General features: G+C 61.1%; 22 protein-coding genes. 15 read left to right on the plus strand and 7 right to left on the minus strand.

Going from position 1 to position 24837, the window contains the following annotated elements; all coding sequences use genetic code 11:
- Window positions 1–40: 40 nt before the first annotated feature.
- From IOD17_RS03055 to IOD17_RS03065, 3 genes are all read right to left on the minus strand, one after another.
- On the minus strand, window positions 41–412 hold the full coding sequence (locus IOD17_RS03055) for a PilZ domain-containing protein (protein ID WP_233683631.1): 372 nt from the start codon (window positions 410–412) through the stop codon (window positions 41–43).
- 135 nt (window positions 413–547) lie between these two features.
- The gene (glyA, locus tag IOD17_RS03060) at window positions 548–1801 is read right to left on the minus strand and encodes a serine hydroxymethyltransferase (RefSeq protein ID WP_233683632.1); all 1254 of its coding nucleotides are present in this window, start codon (window positions 1799–1801) and stop codon (window positions 548–550) included.
- A 125-nt stretch (window positions 1802–1926) separates the two neighbouring features.
- Window positions 1927–6114: an EAL domain-containing protein gene (locus IOD17_RS03065; RefSeq protein WP_233683633.1), complete on the minus strand. Its 4188-nt coding sequence runs from the start codon at window positions 6112–6114 to the stop codon at window positions 1927–1929.
- Window positions 6115–6477: 363 nt separating this feature from the next.
- Between IOD17_RS03065 and ettA the strand changes: the two genes are divergently transcribed.
- Window positions 6478–8145, plus strand: a complete 1668-nt coding sequence (gene ettA / locus IOD17_RS03070) for an energy-dependent translational throttle protein EttA (RefSeq protein ID WP_233683634.1) — start codon at window positions 6478–6480, stop codon at window positions 8143–8145.
- 50 nt (window positions 8146–8195) lie between these two features.
- Here ettA and IOD17_RS03075 read toward each other — a convergent pair whose 3' ends face one another.
- A complete protein-coding gene (locus IOD17_RS03075; RefSeq protein WP_233683635.1) occupies window positions 8196–9176 on the minus strand; it encodes a magnesium transporter in 981 nt (326 codons plus the stop codon).
- A gap of 152 nt (window positions 9177–9328) precedes the next feature.
- Between IOD17_RS03075 and IOD17_RS03080 the strand changes: the two genes are divergently transcribed.
- From IOD17_RS03080 to IOD17_RS03115, 8 genes are all read left to right on the plus strand, one after another.
- Window positions 9329–11788: a Lon protease family protein gene (locus IOD17_RS03080; protein ID WP_233683636.1), complete on the plus strand. Its 2460-nt coding sequence runs from the start codon at window positions 9329–9331 to the stop codon at window positions 11786–11788.
- Between the two features lie 198 nt (window positions 11789–11986).
- Window positions 11987–12328, plus strand: coding sequence for a hypothetical protein (locus tag IOD17_RS03085; protein ID WP_233683637.1), 342 nt, complete (start codon window positions 11987–11989; stop codon window positions 12326–12328).
- 204 nt (window positions 12329–12532) lie between these two features.
- On the plus strand, window positions 12533–13027 hold the full coding sequence (locus IOD17_RS03090) for a TIGR00645 family protein (protein ID WP_233683638.1): 495 nt from the start codon (window positions 12533–12535) through the stop codon (window positions 13025–13027).
- A gap of 139 nt (window positions 13028–13166) precedes the next feature.
- Window positions 13167–13472 (plus strand): DUF6482 family protein, encoded by a 306-nt coding sequence (locus IOD17_RS03095; protein WP_233683639.1) that lies wholly within the window; start codon window positions 13167–13169, stop codon window positions 13470–13472.
- A 4-nt stretch (window positions 13473–13476) separates the two neighbouring features.
- Window positions 13477–14877, plus strand: coding sequence for a 3'-5' exonuclease family protein (locus IOD17_RS03100; protein WP_233683640.1), 1401 nt, complete (start codon window positions 13477–13479; stop codon window positions 14875–14877).
- Window positions 14874–16409 (plus strand): cryptochrome/photolyase family protein, encoded by a 1536-nt coding sequence (locus IOD17_RS03105; RefSeq protein WP_233683641.1) that lies wholly within the window; start codon window positions 14874–14876, stop codon window positions 16407–16409. The genes IOD17_RS03100 and IOD17_RS03105 overlap by 4 nt, the downstream gene beginning before the upstream one ends.
- Window positions 16406–16552, plus strand: coding sequence for a DUF2256 domain-containing protein (locus IOD17_RS03110; RefSeq protein WP_233683642.1), 147 nt, complete (start codon window positions 16406–16408; stop codon window positions 16550–16552). Before IOD17_RS03105 ends, IOD17_RS03110 begins: the two co-directional genes overlap by 4 nt.
- Before the next feature lie 61 nt (window positions 16553–16613).
- Window positions 16614–17231: an FKBP-type peptidyl-prolyl cis-trans isomerase gene (locus tag IOD17_RS03115; protein WP_233683643.1), complete on the plus strand. Its 618-nt coding sequence runs from the start codon at window positions 16614–16616 to the stop codon at window positions 17229–17231.
- Between the two features lie 89 nt (window positions 17232–17320).
- Here IOD17_RS03115 and IOD17_RS03120 read toward each other — a convergent pair whose 3' ends face one another.
- Both IOD17_RS03120 and IOD17_RS03125 read right to left on the minus strand, forming a co-directional pair.
- The gene (locus tag IOD17_RS03120; RefSeq protein ID WP_233683644.1) at window positions 17321–17548 is read right to left on the minus strand and encodes a hypothetical protein; all 228 of its coding nucleotides are present in this window, start codon (window positions 17546–17548) and stop codon (window positions 17321–17323) included.
- A 154-nt stretch (window positions 17549–17702) separates the two neighbouring features.
- Window positions 17703–18671, minus strand: a complete 969-nt coding sequence (locus IOD17_RS03125; RefSeq protein WP_233683645.1) for a polyprenyl synthetase family protein — start codon at window positions 18669–18671, stop codon at window positions 17703–17705.
- Window positions 18672–18928: 257 nt separating this feature from the next.
- On the opposite strand from IOD17_RS03125, the gene rplU reads away from it, so the two are divergent.
- The 5 genes from rplU to IOD17_RS03150 all read left to right on the plus strand — a co-directional run bounded on the left by rplU (window position 18929) and on the right by IOD17_RS03150 (window position 22710).
- Window positions 18929–19240 carry a 50S ribosomal protein L21 gene (gene rplU, locus IOD17_RS03130; RefSeq protein ID WP_160013129.1) on the plus strand — a complete coding sequence of 104 codons (312 nt, stop codon included), beginning with the start codon at window positions 18929–18931 and terminating at the stop codon, window positions 19238–19240.
- A 39-nt stretch (window positions 19241–19279) separates the two neighbouring features.
- Window positions 19280–19537 carry a 50S ribosomal protein L27 gene (rpmA, locus tag IOD17_RS03135; RefSeq protein ID WP_085584170.1) on the plus strand — a complete coding sequence of 86 codons (258 nt, stop codon included), beginning with the start codon at window positions 19280–19282 and terminating at the stop codon, window positions 19535–19537.
- A gap of 287 nt (window positions 19538–19824) precedes the next feature.
- Window positions 19825–21048: an Obg family GTPase CgtA gene (cgtA, locus tag IOD17_RS03140; protein ID WP_233683646.1), complete on the plus strand. Its 1224-nt coding sequence runs from the start codon at window positions 19825–19827 to the stop codon at window positions 21046–21048.
- Window positions 21049–21116: 68 nt separating this feature from the next.
- Window positions 21117–22235, plus strand: a complete 1119-nt coding sequence (gene proB / locus IOD17_RS03145) for a glutamate 5-kinase (RefSeq protein ID WP_233683647.1) — start codon at window positions 21117–21119, stop codon at window positions 22233–22235.
- Window positions 22236–22245: 10 nt separating this feature from the next.
- The gene (locus IOD17_RS03150; RefSeq protein ID WP_233683648.1) at window positions 22246–22710 is read left to right on the plus strand and encodes a CreA family protein; all 465 of its coding nucleotides are present in this window, start codon (window positions 22246–22248) and stop codon (window positions 22708–22710) included.
- Between the two features lie 123 nt (window positions 22711–22833).
- Here the strand turns inward: IOD17_RS03150 and rpsT are convergent, their stop codons facing one another.
- The gene (rpsT, locus tag IOD17_RS03155) at window positions 22834–23112 is read right to left on the minus strand and encodes a 30S ribosomal protein S20 (RefSeq protein WP_108486905.1); all 279 of its coding nucleotides are present in this window, start codon (window positions 23110–23112) and stop codon (window positions 22834–22836) included.
- A 176-nt stretch (window positions 23113–23288) separates the two neighbouring features.
- On the opposite strand from rpsT, the gene murJ reads away from it, so the two are divergent.
- Complete coding sequence (murJ, locus tag IOD17_RS03160) at window positions 23289–24833, plus strand: murein biosynthesis integral membrane protein MurJ (RefSeq protein ID WP_233683649.1); 1545 nt, start codon at window positions 23289–23291, stop codon at window positions 24831–24833.
- The last annotated feature ends 4 nt before the right edge of the window (window positions 24834–24837 follow it).

Raw genomic sequence — 24837 nt, forward strand, 5'->3', positions numbered from 1 at the left:
GAACCGCAAGTATGAAAAAAGGAGGCCGAGGCCTCCTTTTTTATTCGTCTTCGCCGAGGGCGGCGAGTTCGCGTTCCAGCAGGCTGTCATCGCCGAGGTTGAGTTCCACCAGCCGGCGCAGGTGGCTGATCGAGTCCAGGTCGATATGCCGGCAGACAAACCCGAGCAGGTCATCCTGGGTGCGGGTCAGCACCACTTCCATGCGCACGCGAGTGTCGTCAGCCAGCTGGAGATTGGCTTCGAACGGTTGGTTGGGGTCGCCGTTCCAGGCGGCGGGGCGCTTGATCAGCAGGCCTTTGAGGGAGACGTCATGCAGCTCAACTGTCCAGCGTCGCTCGCCTTGCACTATCTCGGTCGGTGCGTCGAAAGCGATGCGTTGAAAGCGCCGACGCTCATTGGCTGTTTCGCTCATGCAAAGAAACTCCTGCGAGGTTTTATCCACTATAGCCAAGGCCGTCGCCAATGGCTTGGTTTTATCTGTATTGAGGCCTGCGCGGCAGGTATAAAAAAGCCCGCCAAGAGGCGGGCTTTTCCGTGCGGGTAATGCTTAGTTGCCGTAAACCGGGAACTTGGCGCAAACCGCTTTAACCTGCTCACGTACGCGCGCTTCGACCGCTTCGTCGCCCAGGTTGGCGAGGATTTCGCAGATCCAGCCAGCCAGTGCACGGCACTCGTCTTCCTTGAAGCCGCGGGTGGTCACGGCTGGGGTGCCGATCCGCAGGCCGGAGGTGACGAACGGCGAACGTGGGTCGTTCGGTACGCTGTTCTTGTTCACGGTGATGAACGCGCGGCCCAGGGCGGCGTCAGCGTCTTTACCGGTGATGTCCTGCTTGATCAGGCTAAGCAGGAACAGGTGGTTCTCGGTGCCGCCGGAAACCACGTCGTAGCCGTTTTCGATAAACACGCTGGCCATGGCCTGGGCGTTCTTGATCACTTGCTGCTGGTAGGCCTTGAACTCAGGCTGCAGGGCTTCCTTGAAGCACACGGCCTTGGCGGCGATCACGTGCTCCAGCGGGCCGCCTTGGCCGCCTGGGAAAACTGCGGAGTTGAATTTCTTCTCCAGTGCTTCGTTGGCACGGGCGAGGATCAGGCCGCCGCGCGGGCCGCGCAGGGTTTTGTGCGTGGTGGTGGTGACCACGTCGGCGAACGGCACCGGGTTCGGGTATACGCCAGCAGCGACCAGACCGGCCACGTGGGCCATGTCGACGAACAGGTAAGCACCGACCTTGTCGGCGATGGCGCGGAAGCGTGGGAAGTCCAGCACCTGCGAGTAGGCGCTGAAGCCGGCGATGATCATCTTCGGCTTGTGCTCAACAGCCAGGCGCTCGACTTCGTCGTAGTCGATCAGACCAGCATCGGTGATGCCGTACTGCACGGCGTTGTAGATCTTGCCGGAGAAGCTGACGCTTGCGCCGTGGGTCAGGTGGCCGCCATGGGCCAGGCTCATGCCCAGTACGGTGTCGCCGGCTTCCAGCAGGGCCATGTACACCGCTGCGTTAGCCTGGCTGCCGGAGTGCGGCTGGACGTTGGCGTAGTCGGCGCCGAACAGCTCCTTGGCGCGGTCGATGGCCAGTTGCTCAACGATATCGACGTATTCGCAACCGCCGTAGTAACGCTTGCCTGGGTAGCCTTCGGCGTACTTGTTGGTCAGCACCGAACCCTGGGCTTCCATCACCGCTGGGCTGGTGTAGTTTTCCGAGGCGATCAGCTCGATGTGATGTTCCTGGCGTTGGGCTTCTTGCTCCATCGCGGCAAACAATTCGGCGTCATAACGGGCAAGAGTCAAATCACGGCTGAACATGGCATTCCCCTGAGAAAAATCAGCTGGGCGGTAGAAAGAGGGGGCGAATTCTAACCCATACGGCGCGATCAGGCATATGAAGCTTGATCATCTGGCGGACAAGTGGGGCTCATCCAGGCGTGTTGTCAGCTCAGCATAAACAGCGCGGTGCCGGTAAACAGTGCGGTGAACTGGTGGGCCGGCATGGGGCGACCGAGCAGGAAGCCCTGCACCTCGTCGCAGTCGTGGCCGCGCAGGAAGTCCAGCTGGGCCAGGGTTTCCACGCCTTCCGCGATCACTGTGAGGTTGAGGCTGTGGGCCATGGCGATGATCGCCCGGGCAATCTGCCCGTCCTGTTCGCCGTGGGGCAGGCCGTCGACGAAGCTGCGGTCGATCTTCAGCACGTCGATGGGGAACTGCTTGAGGTAGTTCAGTGAGCTGTAACCGGTGCCGAAGTCGTCGATGGCGATAAACACCCCGAGCTTCTTCAGGCTGGTCAGGGTCTGCATGGCATTGGCCACGTCTTCCATCAGGATACTTTCGGTCAGCTCCAGTTCCAGGCAGCCGGCAGGGATTGCGCTGTGCTGGAGGATCTCGGCGATGCGCTGATTGAGGTCGCCTTCAGCAAACTGCCGGGCTGAGAGGTTGACGGAAATCTTCGGCACACGGATTTTCGCCTGATGCCATTCGGCCAGCTGACGGCAGGCCTCGCGCAGCACCCAGTCACCGACCTGCACCACCAGACCGAGTTCTTCCAGCACCGGAATGAATTCGCTCGGTGGCACCAGGCCGCGCTGCGGGTGCTGCCAACGCAGCAGCGCTTCGGCACCGGTCAGGCGTTTGCCATCACTGGAGAACTGCGGCTGGTAATACAGGCGGAACTCGCCCTGTTCGAGGGCGTGGCGCAGGTCGCTTTCCAGTTCCAGACGCTGCAAGGCGCTGGCGTTCATGTCGGCCTGGTAGAACTGGAAGTTGTTCTTGCCGCGTTCCTTGGCGTGGTACATCGCCGTGTCGGCGTTCTTCATCAGCTGGCTCAGCTCGTTGCCGTCCTGCGGGCTGAGGGCGATACCGATACTGGCAGTGACGAAGAACTCGCGGCCTTCGAGGATAAACGGCTGCGCCAGGCTGGCGAGAATCTGCTCGCCGACATGGATGGCGCGGGTCATGGCGCTGTCACGCTGGGGCTGGGAGTGCAGCAGCAGGGTGAATTCGTCGCCGCCCATGCGCGCCACAGTGTCGTCGCTGTCCACGCAGGCGCTCAGGCGCACGGCCACATCCTTGAGCATGCGGTCGCCGGCGGCGTGGCCGAGGGAGTCGTTGATCGGCTTGAAACGGTCGAGGTCAAGGAACATCAGCACCACCCATTCCTGGTGCCGTTCGCCGTGCTGCAGCGCGCTGTGCAGGCGGTCCTGGAACAGTGTGCGGTTGGGCAGCTGAGTCAGGGCGTCGTAATAGGCCAGGCGATGGATGCGCTGTTCGCTGGCCTTGCGCTCGCTGATATCGCTGAAGAAACACACGTAGCTGACCAGGTCGCCTTCATCATCCCGGACCGCTGTGATGCCGACCCAGGCCGGGAATTTCTCGCCGCTCTTGCGCTTGAGCCACACCTCACCCTCCCAGCTACCCTGCTGGTTGAGCTGTTTGATCACATAGGCCAGGTGGCTGGCCTGTTGAGTGTCTGCCGTCAGCACGCTGGGCAGTTGATCGAGAATCTGCTGCGAGCTGTAGCCGCTGACCCGGCTGAACGCGTTGTTGACCTGAACGATATAACCGGCCGGGTCGGTGACCAGAATCGCCGCCGTGGAGTGTTCGAATACCGTGGCGGCCATGCGCAGGTCTTTTTCTGCGCGGCGTTGCAGGCTGATGTCGCGGCCCACGCCGAGCAGGCCCTCGAAGCGCCCGCTGTCATCCCACATTGGCACCAGGCGCAGTTCCACCGGGATTTTCTGGCCGTCGGCGCGCAGCGCATCGAAGACGAACAGCTGCGGCAGGAACTGCGCGCGCAGTTCAGCCAGGCGCTGTGGGTCGCCCAGGGCGTTGCGCACGCGGTCGAGCAGGGCGTAGAAGCCAATCAGCTGGCGCGGGTTGGTGGCCAGGCTCTGGAAGCCGTTGGTCAGCGCCCATTCGCTGTCATAGCCGAGCACCGGTTTGACCGACGGGCTGACGTAGTTGAGTTGCAGGTGACTGTCGGTTGAGAAGATCACGTCGCTGATGCTTTCCGCCAGCAGGCGATAGCGCTGCTCACTGGTGCGCAGCGATTCGCTGTGGGTGATCTGCTCGGTGATGTCCTTGGCCACGCCGATCAGTCGGCTGACCCGGCCGTGTTCATCGCGGGCCAGGGCCTGTTCGCGGATATCGAACCAGTGCCAGCTGCCGTCGCGGTGTCGCCAGCGCAGCTCGAACTGCATCAGCAGGCCGTTGCCGACCACCTGCTGGATATTGCGCATGCGCTGGTACAGCTCGACGTCATCGGGGTGCAGGATCTTTTCCCACAGGCGATCGCCGAGCTGATGAATCTCGGCCTTGCTGTAACCCAGTTGCGGGCCGAGGTGGTTGTTGCTGTACATCACCCGCTTGCTGCACATGTCGTGCACATAGATAGTGTCCGGCACGGCCTTGACCACATCAGACCAGAAGCGCTCGCGCTCGATCAGCGAGGTTTCGATGCGCTTGCGGTTGGTGATGTCACTGATGCTCAGGGTGACCGCTTGCAGGTCATCGACGCTGTCTGGCAGGCGCAGCAGCAGCCACAGGTGGCGCTCATGGCCCTGCGGGGTGCGGATCTGTCGCTCCATTTCCAGCTGGCCGCTGCCGTTGATCAAGGCGTTGAGCAACTGCATGCGGAAACCATCCGGGCGCAGCGGGCCGCTGTTGAACAGGTGCTGCCACGCCTGCTGGTTAGTCTCCACACCGAGCAGTTGCAGGGCCACCTGGTTGGTCTCGGTGAGGCGCAGGCGCTGGCACAGCTCCGTGTGTCGCTGTGGCTCGCTGTCTAGCCAGTGCTGCAATTGCGCCGGGCTGTGCAGCTGATGCTGTTGCAGATAATGGTGCAATTCGGTGAGGTCGAGCACGCAAAGGGCGGTGCCGGTGCCGTCGAAAATATCCTGGTAACGTCGACGGGTTTCCTGCAGCACGTGGGAAGCGTGCTGTTCTTCGGTGACATCGCGTAGCACCCAGACAAAGCCGGCGCGTCGGCTGTCTTCATTGAAGTCGCTGCGGCTGATATCGAACAGGTGGGTGCGACCGTCCTGTTGGATCTCCACCAGGTCGGGACCAAGGTCGTTGTGCAGTGCAGTGTCATGCAGCAGCAGTGGGTCGAGGCGCGGCAACAGCTTGAGCAGGTGCCAGTGCTGAGCTTCCTCGCTGCGCAGGCCGAACATCGCCTCGGCTTGCGGGTTGAGGTACTGCAACTGGCCTTTGCTGTCGGTGACCAGTACGCGCTCCTCGATCGCCCCGAGCACGCTGGCAGCCTGTTGCAACGAACGCCGTGAGGCGGTGTTGAGCGCGTGCAGGGTGCGCTGTTCATGCAGCAAGCGATACAGCGCGAGCAGCGTCAGGCTGGCGCAGAGAATGAACAGCAGCAGTTTGCTGGCCTGTTGCGGCAGTTGCTGGGCGCGTACCTTGCGTTCGTTGAACAGCGCGCGCAGCTGCCAGTCGCTGCCCTTGAGCGGGGTTTCCAACATGCTCTGGTCAAGGTTCTCTGCGGTCACTGGTGGCGCTACGGCGGCGCTGTCGGTGGCCGGCGAGACATTGCTGGCAATCACCCGCTGCACGTTGCGATCTTCCAGCAGCCACTGGTGCGGGCTCTGGTGGTGCTCATGTAGCCAGCTGCTCAGGGCGCGATTGGTCAGGCGCAGCACCCAGAAACCGCTGGCCGGGCTGTCGGGGTTGTGTCGCAACAGCAGGTAGATGCGGCCCTTGTCGTTGGCACTGAAGGTATAGAAGAAGCTTTCACCACGACCACGCTGCACCAGCTCATCCAGGTACAGGCGGTCTTCGGTCGGCGCATGGCTGTCGGCGATCACTTCGCCACGGGCATTCAGCCAGGCCAGGCTGCGCAGGGTCGGGAACACGCCGCGCAGAGTTTGCAGCAGCTCCTCCAGCTCGTCAGGGCTGCTTGGTGGCAGCACATGGCCTTGCAGCAGGGCCTGGCCAGCGCTGGCCTTGAGGTCCATGTTCAGGCTCAGGTGGTTGGCCAGTTGCGAGCTGTAGGCCAGGCCCAGCTGGCGCTGGTTGTCGAGCAGTTGCTGGGACTCCTGACGCAGTTGCCAGAGCAGTAACACCAGCATGCACAGCACCAGAACCACCAGCGCGCCACGGGTCGGCCCACGCATCGCCTCAGCCGGCGGAGCGCCAGGTGTACGCGGTGGAGGTGTGGGCGTGACTGTTGGCAAAGAGGTGCATCCTGGGGCTGGGGGCTTTCGGCGAGTCCCTGGGTGGTGCGCGCTCGGAGCGGCAGGCAGGGGGCGGCTAGCATGCCATAACCGTGGCAAAGTGCCAGCGCTGCCGACGAGCGTTGTTTGCCCTGTCTCGCGCATTCCGGTAGCTTTGCCGCACGCGCGCGCGACTGTGCAAAGCCCGAGGCTACACGCCTGCGTTGGCATCGTCTGGCGGCTCCGCCCCGCCGTGCAGCTTTAGCCAGCATGCACGCATTTGTTGGCGGCTCTCTTTCGTTTCAACCCAGAACCAAGGTCACCATGGCTCAATACGTTTACACCATGCATCGGCTCGGCAAAGTTGTGCCGCCGAAGCGGGAAATCCTCAAGAACATCTCCCTGTCGTTCTTCCCGGGCGCCAAGATTGGCGTGCTCGGCCTCAACGGCTCGGGTAAATCCACTCTGCTGAAAATCATGGCGGGCGTCGACACCGAGTTCGACGGTGAAGCGCGGCCGATGCCGGGGCTGAATGTCGGTTACCTGCCGCAGGAGCCGCAGCTCGACCCGAGCAAGACCGTGCGTGAAGTGGTGGAGGAGGCAGTCAGCCAGATCAAGGACGCCCAGGCGCGTCTGGACGAGGTGTACGCCGCCTACGCCGAGCCGGATGCCGACTTCGACAAGCTGGCCGCCGAGCAGGCCAAGCTGGAAGCCATCCTGCAGACCAGCGACGGCCACAATCTCGAGCGTCAGCTGGAAGTCGCCGCCGACGCCCTGCGCCTGCCGGCCTGGGATGCCAAGGTCGAGCACCTCTCCGGTGGTGAGAAGCGCCGTGTCGCGCTTTGCCGTCTGCTGCTGTCGGCCCCGGACATGCTGCTGCTGGACGAACCCACCAACCACCTGGACGCTGATTCGGTAGCCTGGCTGGAGCACTTCCTGCACGACTTCCAGGGCACCGTCGTGGCGATTACCCACGACCGTTACTTCCTGGATAACGTCGCCGGCTGGATTCTTGAACTCGACCGCGGTGCGGGCATCCCTTATGAGGGCAACTACTCCGGCTGGCTGGAAGCCAAATCGGAGCGTCTGGCCCAGGAATCCAAGCAGCAGTCGGCCCATGAAAAGGCCATGAAGGAAGAACTGGAGTGGGTGCGCAAAGGCGCGAAAGCCCGCCAGTCCAAGTCCAAGGCGCGCTTGCAGCGCTTCGAGGAAATGCAGTCGCAGGAATTCCAGAAGCGCAGCGAAACCAACGAGATCTATATCCCGGTCGGCCCGCGTCTGGGCGACAAGGTCATCGACTTCGTTAACGTCAGTAAGGGTTACGGCGACCGCATGCTGATCGACAACCTGTCGTTCAGCATGCCCAAAGGTGCCATCGTCGGCGTGATCGGCGGTAACGGTGCCGGTAAGTCGACCCTGTTCCGCATGCTGATGGGCAAAGAGCAGCCGGACTCCGGCAGCATCGAGATCGGCGACACCGTGCAGATGGCTTGCGTGGATCAGAGCCGCGACGACCTCGACGGTGGCAAGACCGTGTGGGAAGCCGTGTCCGATGGCTTCGACATGATCAAGGTCGGCAACTACGAGATGCCGTCGCGTGGTTACGTCGGTCGCTTCAACTTCAAGGGCGCGGACCAGCAGAAGTTCGTCAAGGACCTCTCTGGTGGTGAGCGTGGCCGGCTGCACCTGGCCCTGACCCTGAAAGAGGGCGCCAACGTGCTGCTGCTGGACGAACCGTCCAACGACCTCGACGTGGAAACCCTGCGTTCGCTGGAAGAGGCACTGCTCGACTTCCCTGGCGCCGCCATTGTGATCTCTCACGATCGCTGGTTCCTGGACCGCGTGGCGACCCACATCCTGGCGTATGAAGATGACTCGCATATCGAGTTCTTCGAGGGTAACTACACCGAGTACGAAGCCGACCGCAAAAAACGCCTGGGTGATGCTGCCGCGCAGCCGCACCGCGTGCGCTACAAGAAGCTGGCTCAGTAAGCCAGGTCGTCAACAGGAACGGAGCCGCAAGGCTCCGTTTTTGTTTGGCATTACAGCAGCCAGGTGGCCAGGCTGAAATAGAACAGCAGGGTGCAGAGGTCGGCCAGAGCCAGCGTCACCGGGCCGGCGGCAATCTTCGGGTCCAGTTTCAGGGCGTGCAGCAGGGTGGGAATGCTCAGGCCGATCAGGCTGGCGGCGCACAGTGAAAGCACGATGCTGCTGCCGATGACCAATCCGGCAAAGGCTTCGCCGCGCCACAGCCAGACGATCAGCGCAACCACACTGCCGCAGGCGCTGCCGAGCAGAAGGGCGGTGCTCAGCTCCTGGCGCAGGTTGTGCGCATACCCGTGCAAAGTCGGTCTTACGCTGCGCAGGGCCTGGATAGTCAGCGACATCGACTGGATGCTCACGCTTTCGCCCAAACCCAGTACCAGAGTGAGAAAAAAGGCCAGCACCAGGCTGTTGGCCAGGGTCAGTTCATAGAAACTGGCGAGAATGGCGCACAAGGTGCCGCTGGCAATGGTTGCCATCAGCCACGGTACGCGCAGGTGAAAGGCGCGCAGCGGCGATGCGCTGCCCAGTTGCGCCATATGAAAACCCAGGGTTTCAAACAGCGCATCGGCCTGATCGCGTTGGCGTAGGTCATAGCTCTCGTCATGCAGCAGGGCGATGTCGACCAGGCCGCAGATGCGCTGCTGGGCATCCACCACGGGCAGCGCCAGGTACTTGTGTTGGGTCAGCAGCTGGCAGGCCTGGAGGATGCTGGCGTCGTCTCGCAGGCTGACCACGGCGGTGTCCATCAGCTCGTTCAGGCGCGTATCCAGTGGCGCGGTCAGCAGGCGACGGCTGGGCAATACACCGAGTAGCACCTGCTGGTCGTCGACCACATAGAAATAGATGATGCGCTCGCCCAAGCCTTGCTGGCGGATATCCTCCAGTGCTTCGCGCACGCTGAGGCGGTGCGACAGGGCGGCGAAGTCATGCCGCGCCACATGCAGGACGGGCAAGTGCAGGTGCTGCTGAGTAGGCATGGCGGTTTATCCGTGACACAGGTTCTAGCGCGCAGGGTACACCACCGTTGCGTCCAGGCTTTTGTGCTGAATCAATCCTTGATCGCGGCCGTGGCGCTGGCCCAGAATCAGGGCATCTTTGCGGCTAGAGCCGCCCGATGTAAGGATTCATCATGCCCAAGCCCAACCTTGCCGCTTTACGTTTGTCCCCCGAAGCCCTGACCCGCCCCTTTGCCCCCGAGCAGTTCAACTTCAGCAGCACCGCAGATCTGGAACCCTTCCGTGGCGTATTGGGCCAGGAACGCGCCGTCGAGGCGCTGCAGTTTGGCGTGGCGATGCCGCGTCCCGGTTACAACGTGTTTGTCATGGGCGAGCCTGGTACCGGCCGCTTCTCTTTCGTCAAACGCTACCTCAAAGCAGAAGCCAAACGCCTGGAAACCCCGGCAGACCGGGTTTACGTCAATCATTTTGATGAGCCGCGCGAGCCGCGTGCACTGGAGCTGCCGTCTGGCACTGCCAGCGAGTTTATGGCCGATATCAACGGCCTGATCGACAACCTGCTGGCGACCTTCCCAGCAGTGTTCGAGCACCCTTCGTTCCAGCAGAAGAAGAACGCCATCGACCGCGCCTTCAACAAGCGCTACGACCAGGCGCTGGATGTGATCGAGCGGCTGTCGCTGGAAAAAAGCGTGGCCCTGTACCGCGACAGCAGCAACATTGCCTTCACCCCGATGCTTGAAGGCAAGGCGCTGGATGAGGCCGAGTTCGCCCAGCTGCCGGAAGCCGAGCGCGAGCGTTTCCACGCCGACATCGCCACCCTGGAAGAGCGTCTCAACGAGGAGCTGGCCAGCTTGCCGCAGTGGAAGCGCGAATCGAGCAACCTGCTGCGTCAGCTCAACGAAGAAACCATCACCATCGCCCTGCAACCGCTGCTGGCACCGTTGTCGGAAAAGTACGCCGAGAACGCCGGCGTCTGCGCGTACCTGCAAGCGGTGCAGGTCAATCTGCTGAAGACCGTGGTCGATCAACTGGTTGAAGTGGAAAAAGCCGATGCACAAACCCGCAAGCTGCTCGAAGAGCAGTACTGCCCGAGCCTGGTGGTCGGCCATCACGCTCAGGGCGGTGCGCCGGTGGTGTTCGAGCCGCACCCGACCTACGACAACCTATTTGGCCGCATCGAATACAACACCGACCAGGGCGCGCTCTACACCAGTTACCGCCAGCTACGCCCCGGTGCGCTGCACCGCGCCAACGGTGGTTTTCTGATTCTCGAAGCTGAGAAGATGCTCGGTGAGCCGTTTGTCTGGGATGCGCTCAAGCGTGCCCTGCAGTCGCGCCAGCTGAAAATGGAGTCGCCGCTGGGTGACCTCGGCCGCATCGCCACCGTGACCCTGACCCCGCAGATGATTCCGCTGCACCTCAAGGTGGTGATCATCGGCTCGCGTCAGCTGTATTACACGCTGCAGGACCTCGACCCGGACTTCCAGGAGATGTTCCGCGTGCTGGTCGACTTCGATGAAGACATCCCGCTGGCCGACGACAGCCTGGAGCAGTTTGCCCAGCTGATGAAAACCCGTACCTCGGAAGAGGGCATGGCGCCGCTGACGGCGGCGGCGGTGGCGCGGGTCGCGACCTACAGCGCGCGCCTTGCCGAGCACCAGGGGCGCTTGTCGGCGCGGATTGGTGATCTGTTCCAGCTGGTCAGTGAAGCGGACTTTATCCGCAGCCTGGCGGGCGATGAAGTGACCGACGCCGGGCATATCGAGCGCGCACTCAAGGCCAAGGCCACCCGCACCGGGCGTGTGTCGGCGCGGATCATCGACGACATGCTGGCCGGGATCATCCTCATTGATACCGCCGGCGCCGCTGTGGGCAAGTGCAACGGTTTGACCGTGCTGGAAGTTGGCGACTCGGCCTTCGGTGTGCCGGCGCGAATTTCTGCCACGGTCTATCCGGGCGGCAGCGGCATCGTCGACATCGAACGCGAGGTGAATCTCGGCCAGCCGATCCACTCCAAGGGCGTGATGATCCTTACCGGTTACCTGGGCAGCCGTTATGCCCAGGAATTCCCTCTGGAAATCTCCGCGAGCATCGCCCTGGAGCAGTCTTACGGCTATGTCGACGGTGACAGCGCCTCGCTGGGTGAGGTGTGCACGCTGATCTCGGCGTTGTCGCGCACGCCACTCAAGCAGTGCTTCGCCATTACCGGCTCGATCAACCAGTTCGGTGAGGTGCAGGCAGTCGGCGGGGTCAACGAGAAAATCGAAGGCTTCTTCCGCCTCTGCGAGGCACGTGGCCTGACCGGTGAACAGGGCGCGATCATCCCGCACTCCAATGTCACCACCCTGATGCTCGATGAGCGGGTGCTGCAGGCGGTGCGTGCCGGGCAGTTCCATATCTATGCGGTGCGTCAGGTCGATGAGGCGCTGAGCCTGCTGGTCGGTGAAGATGCCGGCTCGCCCAATGAGCAGGGGCAATTCCCGGCCGGTAGCGTCAATGCGCGGGTGGTTGAGCGTCTGCGCGATATCGCCGCCATGGGCATGGAAGAGGACGATAAGGAAGAGCCGAAAAAGGCCGAGCCGGTGGCCGCCAAGGAGAAGAAGCCACGGGCGAAAAAGCCAGCGGCGGAATGACCTGCAGGTACGCACCATTCGTCCGGTGGCTGATCAGTCACTGAACGAATGGGCTGGGTGGGCGGGGCGACTGGCTCTGCCCGCCTTTTCCTCACTTCATCCACACAGTTATCCACAGCTTGCGGGGATAACTGCTGGCTTCCCAGGGGCGTGTGCCCGGGTGTAGGCTGAAACCCTGCTCCCGAGAGGGTCGTCGCCATGTCGCGTCACCTCAACCTCACCCGGCACTGCCTGGGCCTGGATACCCGAATCGAGTGCGTGGTGCTGCCACTGGCCGGCAATAATGGTCTCTGGACGCTGATCTGCGCGGCGGGTATGTCCGGTGCGCAGCCTTCTGCCATGAAGGCGCAAGGCCCATTCCACGGGGCTTTCGCGGCAGAAGATATCCTCGCTGAAATCGCTGAAAACCTCTGCGGCATGGGTTATGAGCCCTGTACCGATATGCCCATCTGGCGTTTGCATATCCAGGCCGAGCTGCGTCGGTTGAATGCCGAGCGTGGGCATGCGCTGAGCGATTGCCAGTTCCGCCCGGAAACCTGAGCTGCGACCTGGCGCGTATTTGACCAATCGCCGAAAAGCCTTTGTCGGGCTGGCTTGGCGCAATTAATCCTGACCCCATGCACAAGGTTATCCACAGTTCTCGGGGATAACCCGGCAGCGCCTTTACTGCGCTTACGCCAGGCTTGTCTGGCCCGGTGCGCTGGGTATACTCGCCGGCAGTTTTGAACCCCTGAGTGAGCCCTTATGGAACGCTTTATCGAGAACGCCATGTACGCCTCCCGCTGGTTGCTGGCTCCCATCTATTTCGGTCTGTCGCTGGCTCTGCTGGCGCTGGCGTTGAAGTTCTTCCAGGAAGTCTTCCATATCCTGCCGAACGTGTTTGCCATGGCTGAGGCCGATCTGATTCTGGTGCTGCTGTCGCTGATCGACATGGCGCTGGTGGGCGGCCTGCTGGTGATGGTGATGATCTCTGGCTACGAGAACTTCGTGTCGCAGCTGGATATCAAAGAGGGCACCGAAAAACTCAGCTGGCTGGGCAAGATGGACTCCAGTTCGCTGAAGATGAAAGTGGCAGCGTCCATCGTGGCGATTTCCTCGATCCACCTGCTCAAGGTCTTCATGAATGCGCAGAACATCGATGACAGCAAACTGATGTGGTACGTGATCATTCACATGGCCTTCGTGCTGTCGGCCTTCGCCATGGGCTACCTGGACAAGCTGACCAAGCACGATCACTGATCGACTGCCTGCGTGACCCGCCGCCCGGCCGTTGCAAAACGGACGGGCGGTTTGCTTTGTGCCTTGTGCTTTTGCTTGATTGTACAAAAATTGTATTTGTATAGATTTTTGTATAACTTTGCTCGCCCGAGGACATGCCATGAACCTGCAAGATCTGTCGCTGCACGCCCATGCCGGGCATATCGACGCCCTCAACCTGATCTCCATCGAAGGTGGCATCTACCTGTTGGAGGCGCATATGGATGGCCGTGCCCACCCGCTCAGCGATGGCCATGGCAAGACCCTGCACCTGCGTTCGGTCGAGCATGCCCGCGACCTGCTGCAGGATCTGCCGCGCGTTCCCTTCCACCTGGTGCATGCGGTGGTGCATGACGAGATGTGCGGTATGCAGGACGGCACCCAGGACACCTTGCGCGTGCCGATTTCCTTCAACTCGTCCTGGTAATGCCTTGAGTCCCTCAACTCCGCTGTTTGCGCGCCCGCTTGCCGTGATTGATGTACAGGTCACCGGTCTGCACCCCATCAAGGACTGCATTTGGGAAATTGCCGTGCTGCAGATTGAGGCGGGCGCGGTTGTCGCGCGACATGCCTGGTTGTTGAGGCCCGATTGTGCGCTGCCAGCCAGCGTCTCGCGGCTTTGCGGCGTGCTGCCGGCCGAACTGGACGCACAGCCGACCTTTCGCGAGATCGCCAGCGAATTGGCCAGCGTGCTGGAAGGGCGAGTGGTGGTCGGGCACAACCTGCGTATTGCCCATGCCTTTCTGCGACGTGCATTTGCTGTGGCGGGTCAGTCGGTGCGTTACCGGCAGCTGTGCACCTTGCAGTTGGCCCGCGCCGCCTGGCCGGATTTGCCGGAGTATGGTCTGGATGCGCTGTGTGAGGCCCAGCAGATCAGCCGCTTCTTTCGTCACCGGGCGCTACCGGATGCTGAAGCCATCTGGCTGTTGCTCACGTGTCTGCTCGAGCAGGTGCCTGCGGATTCTTTGCAGCGGCAGATTGGCCGGCAGCTGCGCAAGGCAGCAGTGCCGCGCTATTTAAGCGCCGAGCGTTTGCAGGCGCTGCCGACGCGCCCGGGGGTGTATTACTTCTATGGCGAGAATCAGGCGCTGCTGTATATCGGCAAAAGCCGCAACCTGCGCCAGCGCGTGCAGTCGCACTTCCAGAATGACCACCACAGTCGCCGAAGCCTGCAAGTGGCTCAGCAGATCCGCGACATTCGCGTGCAGCCCACGGCGGGTGAGCTAGGTGCGCTGTTGCTCGAGGCTGCGGAGGTCAAGCGCCTGTTGCCGCTGTACAACCGCCAGTTGCGGCGCCAGCGGGAGTTGCTGAGCTGGGGGCTTGAGCATGCTGAGCAGGGGTGGCGAGTTACCTTGCAGGACGTGGATGCAAGTGCACAGGTCTGCGACAGTGTTGGCCTGTTCCGCTCGCGACGGCAGGCTCAGAGCTGGTTGCGCAACCAGGCGCGCCAGCATCAGCTGTGCTTGCGGCTGCTCGGTCTGGAGGCAGGTGCCGGAGCCTGTTTTGCCACGCAACTGGGCGGCTGTAAGGGCGCGTGCTGCGGACAGGAACCGCGTGCCGAGCATGACGCACGGCTGCTGGCGGCGTGCGAGCAATTGCGCGTGACGGCCTGGCCTTGGCCGGGCGCGGTGGCGCTGGTTGAGCGCGACCCTGAGCATGGTTTCGCGCAGTGGCATGTGCTGGATCAGTGGCGCTACCTGGCCACTGTCGATGATCCGGCCTTGATCGATGCCGCCCGTCAGCAACCGCCCCAGGCATTCAGCCTGGATGCCTATCACATTGTGCTCAGCCATCTGCGGCGCTACCCACACACCGAGGTTGTTGTGTTATGACCATTCGCCGGCTCGCCCTGATCCTGGGTGATCAGCTGTCATTCGACCTGCCCAGTCTGCAGGCCCTGGATTCGCAGCAGGACGCCGTGCTGCTCGCCGAGGTGGCGGCAGAGACCGACTATGTGCCACATCATCCGCAGAAGATCGCGCTGATCTTCAGTGCCATGCGCCATTTTGCCGAGGCTCTGCGTGAGCGCGGCTGGCGGGTGCATTACGTGACGCTGAACGATGCGCAGAACAGCGGCTCGCTGCCGGGTGAGTTGCGGCGCTGGGCGGCGCAGTTGCACGTGGCTGAGGTGCATATCACCGAGTGCGGCGAATGGCGGCTGGAGCAGGCGCTGCAGTCTTGCGGTCTGCCGATCACCTGGCATGCAGACAGCCGCTTTATCTGCGGCCGGGGCGAGTTCGCGTGCTGGGCCGAGGGGCGCAAGCAGTTGCGCATGGAGTTCTTCTACCGCGAGATGCGTCGCAAGACCGGTTTGCTGCTCAATGGCGACAGCACCCCGGTGGGCGGGGCGTGGAACTTCGATGCGGAAAACCGCAAGGCGCTGCCCAAGCAGATCAAGGCACCGATGACCGTGCGCTTTCCGGCGGATGGCATCACTCAGGAAGTATTGGTGCTGGTGGCCGAGCGCTTCAGTCATCACTACGGCAGCCTGGCAGCTTTCGATTACCCGGTAACCCACGCCGAAGCCGAGGCGCTGTGGCAGCACTTTCTCGATTTTGCCCTGCCGGCTTTTGGTGACTATCAGGACGCCATGGCCGTCGGTGAGCCGTTTCTGTTCCATGCGCGGATCAGCGCGGCGCTGAATATCGGCCTGCTGGATGTGCGCCGGCTGTGTGCGGATGTCGAGGCCGCCTACTGGCGCGGACAGGTGCCGCTTAACGCTGCCGAGGGTTTTATCCGCCAGTTGATCGGCTGGCGCGAATACGTGCGTGGCATCTACTGGATGCACATGCCGGAGTACGCCGAGCGCAACGCCTTCGGCAACACGCGGCCGTTGCCGGAGTTCTACTGGACCGGAAAAACGCGGATGAAGTGCATGAGCCAGGCCATCGGCCAGACCCTGGAGCATGCCTATGCCCACCATATCCAGCGGCTGATGGTCACCGGCAACTTCGCCCTGCTGGCCGGTATCCAGCCCAGCCAGGTCTGCGACTGGTACCTGGCGGTGTATATGGACGCCTTCGACTGGGTCGAGCTGCCCAACACCCTGGGCATGGTCATGCATGCCGATGGCGGCTACCTGGGCTCCAAACCCTATTGCGCCAGTGGTCAGTACATCAAGCGCATGTCCAATTACTGTGGCGACTGCGCTTATAAGGTCACGGAAAGCGTGGGTGAGCAGGCCTGCCCGTTTAATGCGCTGTATTGGCATTTCCTCATGCGGCATCGCCAGCAGCTGTCAGGTAACCACCGCTTGGGCATGATCTATCGCGGCCTGGACAAGATGAGCGACGCCAAGCAGCAGGGCTTGTGGGCGCGCGGTGAGCAGTTGCTGGCGCGGCTGGATGCCGGTGAGGCGCTGTGAAGAAGGCCGAATTGCCGATCAAGACTTGCGCGGTGTGCGGGCTGCCTTTCACTTGGCGCAAGAAATGGGCGCGCTGCTGGGATGAGGTGAAGTACTGCTCCGAGCGTTGTCGACGTCATCGTCAGGGTGCAGCAGGCGGGTAGGGCGGGCAGGTTGTTTGTGCTAGGCTGGCCGACCTTTTTTAGCCCCTAGCGGAGCCGTGCTATGTCCGAACTCAATCTCTCGACTGACGAAACTCGCGTCAGCTACGGCATTGGCCGTCAGCTGGGTGGTCAGCTGCGCGACAACCCGCCGCCGGGCGTGAACCTGGACGCGATTCTGGCCGGCCTGACTGACGCCTTCAACGGCCAGGCAAGCCGCGTCAGCGAAGCCGAACTGTCGGCCAGCTTCAAAGTTATCCGCGACATCATGCAAGCCGAAGCCGCTGCCAAGGCTGAAGCCGCTGCAGGTGCTGGCCTGGCATTCCTGGCTGAGAACGCCAAGCGTGATGGCATCACCGTACTGGCGTCCGGTCTGCAATACGAAGTGCTGACCGCAGGCAGCGGCGCCAAGCCTTCCCGTGAAGACACCGTGCGTACCCATTACCACGGCACTCTGATCGACGGCAGCGTATTCGACAGCTCCTACGAGCGCGGTGAGCCGGCTGAGTTTCCGGTGGGCGGCGTGATCGCCGGCTGGACCGAAGCCCTGCAACTGATGAACGCTGGCAGCAAATGGCGCCTGTACGTGCCGAGCGAGCTGGCCTACGGCGCACAAGGCGTGGGCAGCATCCCGCCGCACAGCGTGCTGGTATTCGACGTGGAGCTGCTGGACGTTCTCTAACGTTTAGTCGCTTCACCTTCGCGGGCATGCCCTGCTCCTACGCTCCAGTAGAAGCCGGCCATGCCCGCGATGCGTTTAAGCGCAGATAGTCAGGGGCGCAAGGCCCGGGCGTAGCAGTAGAGAAACAGATTGCGCACCAGCTCCTTGAGCACCAGCGGCTCGCTGGAATTCAGCTCGTGCAGATCCAGATCGCCCTGGTCGCGCAGCTCATCCAAGGCGTCTTCCTTGAGCAGAGCACAGACTTCGCCGGTGTTGCGGTTGAGGATGCGCAGGTAAGGGTGCGGGCGGTCCAGCCAGGCATCGATCAGATAGGTCATGACTCATCTCCCTTCAAGTGGTTAGATGAGAATAATTCTTATTGTATTTATAGCAAGACTTAATCGCTGCCTTTTGTCGTGCGGTGGGGTTGTAGCGGATCGTGGGCAATAAAAAGCCCGCCATATGGGCGGGCTTTTGTTTGCTCAGGCGGCTTTAGTGCGTGCGGGCTACGGCAAAGCGGCTGAGTTCGATCAGGGCGTCGCGGTATTCGCTGGCGGGCAATGCATCCAGGCAGGCGATGGCGCGCTCGGCGTAATCGCGTGCCTGTTGAGCGGTGTAGTCCAGTGCGCCGGCAGCCTCCACGGCGTTGCGGATGCTCTCCAGATCCTCAATGCCGCCTTTCTGGATCGCCTGGCGTACCAGTGCGGCCTGTTCGGGCGTGCCTTCGCGCATGGTGTAGATCAGTGGCAGAGTCGGTTTGCCTTCGGCCAGGTCGTCACCGACGTTCTTGCCCAGGGTGCTGGCATCGCCCTTGTAGTCGAGCAGGTCGTCGACCAGTTGGAAGGCCACGCCAAGATGATCACCAAAGGTGCGCAGGGCTTCGCTCTGTTCGGTGCTGGCACCGGCCAGTGCCGCTGCGCTATGGGTTGACGCCTCGAAGAGCATCGCGGTCTTGCCGCGGATGACTTCCATATAGGTTTCTTCGGTGGTGCTGGCGTCGCGGATCTTCGACAGCTGCAGCACTTCACCTTCGGCAATCACGCGCGTTGCCTTGGAGAGGATCTTCATCACCGGCATGGAGCCGAGTTCGACCATCATTTCGAAGGAGCGCGAATAAAGGAAGTCGCCGACCAGTACGCTCGGCGCATTGCCCCACTGGGCGTTCGCGGTGCTGCGGCCGCGGCGCATGTCGGACATGTCGACCACGTCGTCGTGCAGCAAAGTGGCGGTGTGCAGAAATTCGATGGTAGCGGCGAGCAGGCGCAGGTTGTCGCCTTCAATGCCCAGGGCCTTGCCGCTGAGCAGAACCAGTAGCGGACGCAGGCGTTTGCCGCCAGCGGAGATAATATAGTCGCCGATCTTCTCTACCAGCGGTACGCGCGACACCAGTTGGGCGCGGATGATGCCGTCGACGGCGGTAAAGTCATCCGCCACCACGCGGTAGAAAGCCTGGGGTTGCATCGCTTGCACCTGCTACTCATGGGTTGCGCGGCATGCTAGGGGGCAGGGTAGGGGCTGTCAAGGCGAGTGGCTGGGCGTGAGTGCCTGGGTCTTGCGTCGTGCGGGCGGCTTGCGTACAATCGCGCACCCTGAACTTCCCCCTGGGTATTTCCCTGCCTTACGCAATTGCAAGGGTGTCCTTCCGGCCCCAAGCAGCCATGCCAGCCGACACTTATTCCTATAAAGCGCTGGGTGAGCAGGATTAACGGAGATTTACCATGTACGCAGTAATTGTTACTGGTGGCAAGCAATACAAAGTCACCGAAGGCGAATTCCTCAAGGTCGAAAAACTCGAGCTGGCCACTGGCGCAGCTGTGACTTTTGACCGTGTTCTGCTGGTCGGCAATGGCGACGACGTAAAAATCGGCGCTCCGGTTGTTGACGGTGCCAAAGTTGTGGCTGAAGTGGTTGCTCAAGGCCGTCACGACAAGGTCACCATCATCAAGTTCCGTCGTCGTAAGCATCACATGAAGCGCCAGGGCCACCGTCAGTGGTACACCGAGATCAAAATCACCGGTATCCAGGCCTGATTCGTTTCGGTCTGATCCCTTTATAGGAGTATTGAACTCATGGCACACAAAAAAGCTGGCGGTAGTACCCGCAACGGTCGCGACTCAGAAGCCAAACGACTTGGCGTGAAGATGTATGGCGGCCAGGCTATCAAAGCAGGCAACATCATCGTGCGTCAGCGCGGCACCCAGTTCCACGCCGGTTACGGCGTTGGCATGGGTAAAGATCACACCCTCTTCGCGAAAATCGAAGGCGTGATCAAGTTTGAAGTAAAAGGCGCGTTCAACCGCCGTTACGTGAGCGTCGTTGCGGCTTAATTGCGCGACTGCTGGGAAAGCCCCGTCCATGCGACGGGGCTTTTTTGTTTCTTGGGGTTCTTGCCAAACTGTCCTGGGTGTTAGCGTTCGATTTGAATGCAGGTCAATTTTGCAAGAACCTAGTGTTTCTCGTTAGAGCCTGTTCAAGGTCTCGCGAGCTAGAGTCCGGCAAGGCAAAAGCAGGCGATAAATGAGCATTCGAGCCTGTTTTTAGCGCAGTAGGGTCGGCGCGCAGCAGACGTTGAGCAAGTTCTTAGATAACCCGCTTGATTGCGGGAGGCGTACCCATGAAATTCGTCGATGAAGTATCGATTTATGTAAAAGCCGGCGACGGCGGTAACGGCATGATGGCTTTTCGCCGTGAAAAGTTCATTGAAAAGGGCGGCCCCAACGGTGGCGATGGTGGTGACGGCGGCTCGGTGTATATCGAGGCAGTCGAGAACTTCAATACCCTGGTGGATTATCGCTATACCCGTCGTTTCCAGGCGCAGAATGGCGAGAAGGGCGGCAGTACCGATTGCACCGGCGCCAAGGGCGAGGATTTGATTCTGCCTGTGCCGGTTGGTACCACTGTGATCGATGCAGGTACCCAGGAAGTGATTGGTGATCTGGTCAAGCCAGGTCAGCGCCTGCTGGTGGCGCAAGGTGGTTGGCATGGTCTGGGCAATACCCGTTTCAAATCCAGTACCAACCGTGCGCCACGTCAGACCACGCCAGGCAAGCCGGGCGAGGCGCGTGATCTCAAGCTGGAGCTGAAGGTACTGGCTGATGTTGGTCTGCTGGGTTTGCCAAATGCCGGCAAGAGCACCTTTATCCGTTCGGTATCGGCAGCCAAGCCGAAGGTTGCGGACTACCCGTTCACTACCTTGGTGCCGAACCTGGGTGTGGTCAGCGTGGATCGCTACAAGAACTTTGTCATTGCCGACATTCCGGGGTTGATTGAGGGGGCGTCTGACGGTGCGGGTCTGGGGATTCGCTTCCTCAAACATTTGTCGCGTACCCGTCTGCTGCTGCATTTGGTCGATATGGCACCGCTTGATCTGACTGATCCGGCTGAGGCGGCCGCGACCATCATCGCAGAGCTGACCAAGTTCAGCCCGGCGCTGGCCGAGCGTGAGCGTTGGCTGGTACTGAACAAGGCTGATCAGATACTTGATGAGGAGCAGGAGGCGCGGGTTGCTGAAATCGTCGAGCGGATTGAGTGGGATGGTCCGGTTTATGTGATTTCCGCATTGGCGCGCCAGGGCACTGAAAAGCTCTGTTATGACATCATGGACTTCCTTGAGGCGCGTGCTGAGCGCATCCAGGAAAATCCAGAGTACGCCGCCGAGTTGGCCGAGCTGGATGCGCGCATCGAAGATGAAGCGCGTGCTCAGTTGCAGGCGCTTGATGACAAGCGTGCGCTGCGTCGTTCTGGGGTCAAGGCGGTTGGTGATGTCGATGAAGACGACAGCTTCTGGGATGAAGAAGACGAAGAGGATGGCCCGGAAATCATTTACGTCCGGGATTAAGCAACTACAAAACGCCGCTTAATTGCGGCGTTTTTGTAATCACAGGTCGCGGCTAGGGTTGGATGATCATGCGTGACAAGGTAACCGGTGCTCAGCGCTGGGTGGTGAAGATTGGCAGTGCGTTGCTGACGGCCGATGGTCGTGGTCTGGATCGGGCTGCCATGGCGGTATGGGTCAAGCAGATGGTCGCGCTGCGTGAGCAGGGCGTCGAGTTGGTGTTGGTGTCTTCCGGTGCAGTGGCGGCGGGGATGAGCAAGCTGGGCTGGAGCGCGCGTCCGAGCGCCATGCATGAGCTGCAAGCGGCTGCGGCGATCGGTCAGATGGTGCTGGTGCAGGCCTGGGAATCGAGTTTTGCCGAGCACGGCCGGCGCACCGCGCAGATTCTACTGACTCACGACGATCTCTCGGACCGCAAGCGTTACCTGAATGCGCGCAGTACCTTGCGCACGCTGGTTGATCTGGATGTCGTGCCGGTGATCAATGAGAACGACACTGTGGTCACTGATGAGATCCGCTTTGGCGACAACGACACGTTGGCTGCATTGGTGGCCAATCTGGTCGAGGCTGACCTGCTGGTAATCCTTACCGACCGTGACGGCATGTATAACGCCGACCCGCGACATAACCCTGATGCTGAGCTGATTTTTGAGGCGCGCGCCGATGACCCTGCACTGGATGCTGTCGCTGGCGGTGTCGGTGGCGCCCTGGGGCGTGGCGGTATGCAAACCAAGCTGCGTGCGGCGCGCCTGGCTGCGCGTTCTGGTGCGCATACGGTGATCGTGGGTGGTGCGATTGAACAGGTGCTGGCGCGGCTCAAGGCTGGTGAGCGGCTGGGTACGTTGTTGGCGCCTGAGCGCGGCATGCTGGCTGCGCGTAAGCAATGGCTGGCCGGGCATCTGCAGACGCGCGGCACGCTGGTGCTCGACGATGGCGCGGTCAAGGCGCTGGCCACTGGTACCAAGAGCTTGTTGCCGGTGGGTGTCAAGGCGGTGCAGGGTAGCTTCCGGCGTGGCGAGATGGTCGTGTGCGTGGCGGCAGATGGTCGTGAGATTGCTCGTGGCCTGGTCAACTACAGCGCGCTTGAGGCGCAAAAGATCATTGGCCAGCCCTCCGATGCCATCGAGAAGCTGCTGGGGTATGTTGACGAACCCGAGTTGGTGCATCGGGATAATTTGATCCTGGTATGAGGGGAAGTTGATGCGAGTACTAAAGGGATTGCTGGGTGTGCTGGTGCTGTTGCCCGGGTTGGTGGCGGCTGAGCAGATTGGTGAAGTGTCGACGGTGTTCAAAATAATGGGGCCGAACGACAAGATTGTCGTCGAGGCCTTTGATGATCCGAAGGTGGCGGGGGTGACCTGCTACCTGTCGCGCGCTAAGACTGGTGGGGTCAAGGGTGGTCTAGGTCTGGCCGAGGATCGTGCCGAAGCCTCGATTGCCTGTCGTCAGGTGGGGCCGATCAGCTTTCTGGATAAGCTCAAAGAGGGCGAAGAGGTGTTTCGTGAGCGCACTTCGCTGGTATTCAAGACCATGCAGGTGGTGCGTTTTTTCGATCAGAGGCGCAATACCCTGGTCTATCTGGTCTACAGCGATCGGGTAATTGAAGGTAGTCCGCAGAATGCGGTGACCGCCATCCCGATTCTGCCCTGGCCGGAAAAGCCCTGAGCTGAGTGCTGTGATTGAAAAAAAGCCCGAAACCATTCGGGTTTTTTTATGGGGGTATTTTTCAGGCAATAAAAAACCGGCGTTTAAGCCGGTTTTTCAAGAACAGCAGCGAGTGCTTGCAGCTTAGGCTGCAGCAGCTTCGCCCAGGGCCTTGATGTGGCCATTCAGGCGGCTCTTGTGGCGAGCTGCTTTGTTCTTGTGGATGATGCCTTTGTCGGCCATACGGTCGATTACCGGCACAGCCAGGGTGTAGGCGTTTTTAGCCAGATCGAGGTCTTTGGCTTCGATAGCCTTGACCACGTTCTTGATGTAGGTACGAACCATGGAGCGCTGGCTGGCGTTATGGCTACGACGCTTCTCAGCCTGTTTTGCGCGTTTTTTGGCAGAAGGTGTATTGGCCACCGTCAAGCTCCTCGAAAAAACTGGGGGGTTACAAACAAATAAGGCCGCGAATCATGCCGATATGAGGGAGTGCTGTCAAGCCTGTTGGCTTTTCCCTGTGCTGGCCTGACCAGTGGCGGCCCGTTACACTCGACGCCTTTGTGCGCCAGTGCTGGTTTGCGGAGCCGGGATATTACATGAATTTGCTCAAGTCGTTGGCCGCTGTCAGCTCCATGACCATGCTTTCGCGTGTGCTGGGCTTCGTGCGCGATACCATCATCGCCCGCACCTTCGGCGCTGGCGTGGCCTCGGACGCTTTTGTGGTGGCGTTCAAATTACCCAACCTGTTGCGCCGGATCTTTGCCGAGGGCGCATTTTCCCAGGCTTTTGTGCCGATTCTGGCTGAGTACAAAACCCAGCAGGGCGATGAGGCGGCGCGCACCTTCCTGGCTTACGTGAGCGGTTTGCTGACCCTGGTGCTGGCGCTGGTGACCTTTATCGGTATTCTGGCGGCGCCCTGGATTGTCTGGATATCTGCGCCGGGTTTTGCAGATGAGGTGGAGCGCTTTGCACTGACCACTGATCTGCTGCGCATTACCTTTCCTTATATTCTGCTGATCTCCCTGTCTTCGCTGGCCGGCGCGGTGCTCAATACCTGGAACCGCTTTTCGGTGCCTGCCTTTGTGCCGACGTTGCTGAATATCAGCATGATCGTCTTCGCCCTGTTTCTGACGCCCTATTTCGATCCGCCAATCATGGCGCTGGGCTGGGCGGTGCTGGTGGGTGGTTTGGCGCAGCTGCTGTTTCAGCTGCCGCATCTACACAAGATCGGCATGCTGGTGCTGCCACGCCTGAATCTCAAGGACGCCGGCGTATGGCGCGTGGTCAAGCAGATGGGGCCGGCGATCTTCGGGGTGTCGGTCAGCCAGATTTCGCTGATCATCAATACCGTCTTCGCGTCCTTTCTGGTCGCAGGTTCCGTGTCCTGGATGTATTACGCCGACCGTCTGATGGAGTTGCCGGCCGGTGTGCTCGGTGTGGCGCTCGGGACCATCCTGCTGCCGGCTTTATCGAAAACCCATGCTGGCGCCAGTCGTGAGGACTACTCCAAGTTGCTCGATTGGGGGCTGCGTCTTTGTCTGGTATTGGCGCTGCCCAGTGCGGTGGCGCTGGCGATCATTTCCGAGCCGCTGATTGCCTCGCTGTTTCAGTACGGCAAATTCACTGCTGCCGATACCTTGATGACCCAGCGCGCTTTGATTGCCTACTCGCTGGGTTTGGTCGGGATCATTCTGGTGAAGATTCTTGCCCCGGCCTTCTACGCCCAGCAGAACATCAAGACGCCGGTGCGTATCGGTCTGGTGACGCTGCTGGCAACCCAGGCGATGAATGTGCTGTTTATCTTCGTGATTCCCTTGGCGCATGCCGGCTTGGCGCTGGCCATCGGTTTGGCCGCTTGTCTGAATGCGGGCTTGTTGTACTGGCAGCTGCGCAAACGTGACATGTTTCAGCCACAGCCCGGATGGGCGCTATTCCTCTGCAAGCTGATGTTGGCGTTATCGACGATGGTGGGTGTGCTGCTACTGGCCATGCAGCAGCTGCCCGCCTGGGCGGACGGCACCATGCTTTGGCGTTTGCTACGCCTGGGGGGGCTGGTTAGCGTGGGTATGTTGGCCTATTTGGCCGTGCTGGCGCTGCTGGGTTTTCGTTTGAAGGACTTTGCGCGCCGCAGCGTGCTCTGATGGC

Origin of the sequence: Pseudomonas anguilliseptica (assembly GCF_021375795.1) — a bacterium.
Classification (GTDB): Bacteria; Pseudomonadota; Gammaproteobacteria; order Pseudomonadales; family Pseudomonadaceae; genus Aquipseudomonas; species Aquipseudomonas anguilliseptica_A.

Excerpts from the sequence above, each read along its gene's own strand:
- IOD17_RS03055 (WP_233683631.1), bottom strand. The coding sequence starts at position 412 with ATGAGCGAAACAGCCAATGAGCGTCGGCGCTTTCAACGCATCGCTTTC.
- glyA (WP_233683632.1), bottom strand. The coding sequence starts at position 1,801 with ATGTTCAGCCGTGATTTGACTCTTGCCCGTTATGACGCCGAATTGTTT.
- IOD17_RS03065 (WP_233683633.1), bottom strand. The coding sequence starts at position 6,114 with ATGCGTGGGCCGACCCGTGGCGCGCTGGTGGTTCTGGTGCTGTGCATG.
- ettA (WP_233683634.1), top strand. The coding sequence starts at position 6,478 with ATGGCTCAATACGTTTACACCATGCATCGGCTCGGCAAAGTTGTGCCG.
- IOD17_RS03075 (WP_233683635.1), bottom strand. The coding sequence starts at position 9,176 with ATGCCTACTCAGCAGCACCTGCACTTGCCCGTCCTGCATGTGGCGCGG.
- IOD17_RS03080 (WP_233683636.1), top strand. The coding sequence starts at position 9,329 with ATGCCCAAGCCCAACCTTGCCGCTTTACGTTTGTCCCCCGAAGCCCTG.
- IOD17_RS03085 (WP_233683637.1), top strand. The coding sequence starts at position 11,987 with ATGTCGCGTCACCTCAACCTCACCCGGCACTGCCTGGGCCTGGATACC.
- IOD17_RS03090 (WP_233683638.1), top strand. The coding sequence starts at position 12,533 with ATGGAACGCTTTATCGAGAACGCCATGTACGCCTCCCGCTGGTTGCTG.
- IOD17_RS03095 (WP_233683639.1), top strand. The coding sequence starts at position 13,167 with ATGAACCTGCAAGATCTGTCGCTGCACGCCCATGCCGGGCATATCGAC.
- IOD17_RS03105 (WP_233683641.1), top strand. The coding sequence starts at position 14,874 with ATGACCATTCGCCGGCTCGCCCTGATCCTGGGTGATCAGCTGTCATTC.
- IOD17_RS03115 (WP_233683643.1), top strand. The coding sequence starts at position 16,614 with ATGTCCGAACTCAATCTCTCGACTGACGAAACTCGCGTCAGCTACGGC.
- IOD17_RS03120 (WP_233683644.1), bottom strand. The coding sequence starts at position 17,548 with ATGACCTATCTGATCGATGCCTGGCTGGACCGCCCGCACCCTTACCTG.
- IOD17_RS03125 (WP_233683645.1), bottom strand. The coding sequence starts at position 18,671 with ATGCAACCCCAGGCTTTCTACCGCGTGGTGGCGGATGACTTTACCGCC.
- rplU (WP_160013129.1), top strand. The coding sequence starts at position 18,929 with ATGTACGCAGTAATTGTTACTGGTGGCAAGCAATACAAAGTCACCGAA.
- rpmA (WP_085584170.1), top strand. The coding sequence starts at position 19,280 with ATGGCACACAAAAAAGCTGGCGGTAGTACCCGCAACGGTCGCGACTCA.
- cgtA (WP_233683646.1), top strand. The coding sequence starts at position 19,825 with ATGAAATTCGTCGATGAAGTATCGATTTATGTAAAAGCCGGCGACGGC.
- proB (WP_233683647.1), top strand. The coding sequence starts at position 21,117 with ATGCGTGACAAGGTAACCGGTGCTCAGCGCTGGGTGGTGAAGATTGGC.
- IOD17_RS03150 (WP_233683648.1), top strand. The coding sequence starts at position 22,246 with ATGCGAGTACTAAAGGGATTGCTGGGTGTGCTGGTGCTGTTGCCCGGG.
- murJ (WP_233683649.1), top strand. The coding sequence starts at position 23,289 with ATGAATTTGCTCAAGTCGTTGGCCGCTGTCAGCTCCATGACCATGCTT.